Annotated in this window: 2 protein-coding genes; one reads left to right on the forward strand and one right to left on the reverse strand. The window is 71.2% G+C overall.

All coding sequences use genetic code 11. From position 1 onward, the window contains the following. Positions 1 to 286: isocitrate lyase/phosphoenolpyruvate mutase family protein (locus tag ELR45_RS37515; RefSeq protein WP_205856424.1), on the forward strand; the 286-nt coding region annotated here is incomplete at its 5' end. A 75-nt stretch (positions 287 to 361) separates the two neighbouring features. Here the strand turns inward: ELR45_RS37515 and ELR45_RS11495 are convergent. Next, a partial coding sequence (locus ELR45_RS11495; RefSeq protein ID WP_165367685.1) for an ABC transporter permease occupies positions 362 to 2,754 on the reverse strand: 2,393 nt, incomplete at its 5' end.

A 2,754-nucleotide genomic window follows, 5' to 3' on the forward strand; every position in this document is an offset into this window, starting at 1 on the left:
CAGCGGGACGCCCGAACCGGACCGGCTCGCGGAGGCGATACGACGGGGCCGGCTCTACCTGGACGCAGGCGCCGACTGCATCTACCCGATCGGCGTGGGCCATGAAGGTGACATCGCCACCCTCGTCACCGAACTACCCGGCCCAGTCAACGGCAACACCGGTGAACATCTGGACCTGGCCACGCTTCGGGACCTTGGCGTGGCACGCGTGTCCTACGGACCCCGCCTCTACCGCGCGGCCTTGGCCGACCTGAAGACCTCTGTCCAGGAGCTGCTGCGGGCCTGACCCGCGACGCCGCCATCTGGGAGCCGCGGCCAACCGCTCGGGATCGTCCGGAGCCAGTTGGCCGCGGCTCTGGCTTCACTCGCGCATGCTGATCGTCTCCGTCGGGTTCGAGCGCAGCACGTACCTGGTCGGCAACATGATCGCCGTCATGCCGAGGGTGATCACGGCGGCGACCAGCGCCCCGCCCGCTAGGGGCGGCACGTACGGCACCGCCTCACCGGTGAGGCCGTAGCTGATCATTGTCAGCGTCGTCCCGGCGATCACACCTCCGACGACGACGGCCGTCACCACCACGATCACGCCCTCCAGACGCATCATCCGCAGCACTTGCCGGTGTGTGGTGCCGATGAGACGCAGCAACGCCAGCTCCCGAGCCCGCGCGCTCGTCCCCACGACCAGGCTGTTCGTCACCGAGATCGCGATGTATCCCAGGAGGACTCCACCTACCAGCAGGTTCACCCATGCATCAAGCGACCGCGCCTCCGAGCGGGCCGCGTCGAACCCGTCACGGTCAAGCACGCCGACCCCCGCGTACGACAGGCCGGCCAACTCCTCGTCCACCTGGGCCGCCGTACCATCGTCGTCGCCGACGAGCCGCAGCAGCACCATGTCATCGATCGGATCGGTGAGGTGGCCGTCGAGCGCGCTCCTGGTGAAGGTGAGGTCGCCGAAGCCCAGTCCCCGGTCGTAGATGGCGACCACGACCGGCTCGATCCGCGTCCCGTCGCCCAGCCACATCGGCAACCGCTCCCCCACCTCAACGCCGACCGTGCCAGCAGCGAGCTCGCCCACCGCCACCGTGTCATCGTGGAGGTCGGCGAGGGACCCATCCCGAACGCCGAGGTCCATCACCGCGGACGTGTCATCCGTCCCGCCGGGCTCCCCCGTCTGGCCGAACGCGACGGGATCCACTCCCTGAGCGGTGAACGTCTGGATCGTCGGTTCGCCGAGCTCCGAGTACTCGATGGTCACGCCAGTCTGCACGACGGCCGCGGCGGTCGCCACGCCCGGGACCTCGCGCGCGGCGTCGGCTGCGCCGACCGGCACTCCGGGATCCCCCACGACCACCCGGTCCGCCAACGTACCGTCGCTGGCCTGCCGCTCCGCAGCACGATCCAGCGTCGTCTGCTGGAACAGCACCACGCCCGCCATGCCCATGGCGAGGATCAGCGGCGTGATCACCGCGCCCAGACGACGGGCGTTCGCCCTGGTGTTCGCCACAGCCAGGTATCCCGTGCTCGGCGACAGGCGCTGCAGCGGCCGGCCCAGGAGGCCGGCTGCGACCTTGGCGAGGATCGGACCGAGCAGCGCGGCCGCCGCGACGAGCGGGATGACCACGGAGGCTCCGATCCCGGCGGCCGCCTCACCCCGAAGCTGCGTCGACGCGACCAGCACCCCAACCCCGAGCAGCAGGACGACGACGCCGGCGCCCAGCCGGGTGCGGCTGACCCGCTTGGGTTCGACGGCCGCCTCCCCCAGCGCCTGGGTCGGCTCGATCTTCGACGCCCGCCGCGCCGCGGTCCACGCCGCGAGCCACGCAGTGCCGATGACGGCCACCATCGCGACCAGGAACGGAAGCGGCCCGACCCGCAGGTCGAACGACTCCGGCAAGAGCCCGCGGTCGAGGAACTGACCACGCATCCAGCCGGCCAGTGCCGCGGCAGGCAGGATGCCTGCCACCCCGGCGACCACCGCCACCACCTGGGCTTCGCGACAGATCACCCGCCGCACCTGACGCGGGGTCGCCGCCACGGCCCGCAGCAGTGCCACCTCCCGTGAGCGCTGCTGCACCAGGAGCGCGAAGGTGCTCGCGACCACGAACAGCGCCACCATCAGCGCCACACCACCGAACGATCCCGCCAGCGCGACCAGCGTCTCTCGGGCCTCCTCGGCGTCGAGGAACTCGACGGAGCCACGGTCGTCGCCGGTGACCACGTCGACGCCGGGACCGTCGTCCGTGCTGGTCTCGTCGTCGAGTGCGGCCCTGATCCGGTCACTCAGGTCGCTGGCGTCGACACCGGGTTCGGCGAGAACGCCGATCGCATCCACCCGATCCGGGTCCCCGGCGAGCCGGTCGGCCTCATCCGAGGAGAAGAACAGCGCCGACTGCCGTGCCAGGCCGTCGCCGTCGGGCGGCGCGGCAATGCCGGCGACGCGGTAATCGGTCGGCTCATCCGTCGACTGGATCGTCACGTCGTCGCCAACCTGCGCACTCGCGCGGCCGGCGAGCTCAGCGTCCAGCACCACCTCGCCGGCGCTCGTGGGCCCGTCGCCGTCGACCAAGGTGAACGGTGCGAGCTCGGCCGAGTCCCAGGCATGACCCCAGGAGTTCTCCTCAGAGTCCTGCCCTTCTGGGCCGGGCAGGACGACGCCGTCGTCGGTGACGACGCGCGCCGGGAAGCTCATTTCTGGGACGGCGGCGCTGACGCCGTCGATCTCGCCGATCCGGTCGGCGAGTGCGGGGTCGA

The organism is Phytoactinopolyspora endophytica (assembly GCF_004138495.1).
Classification (GTDB): Bacteria; Actinomycetota; Actinomycetes; order Jiangellales; family Jiangellaceae; genus Phytoactinopolyspora; species Phytoactinopolyspora endophytica.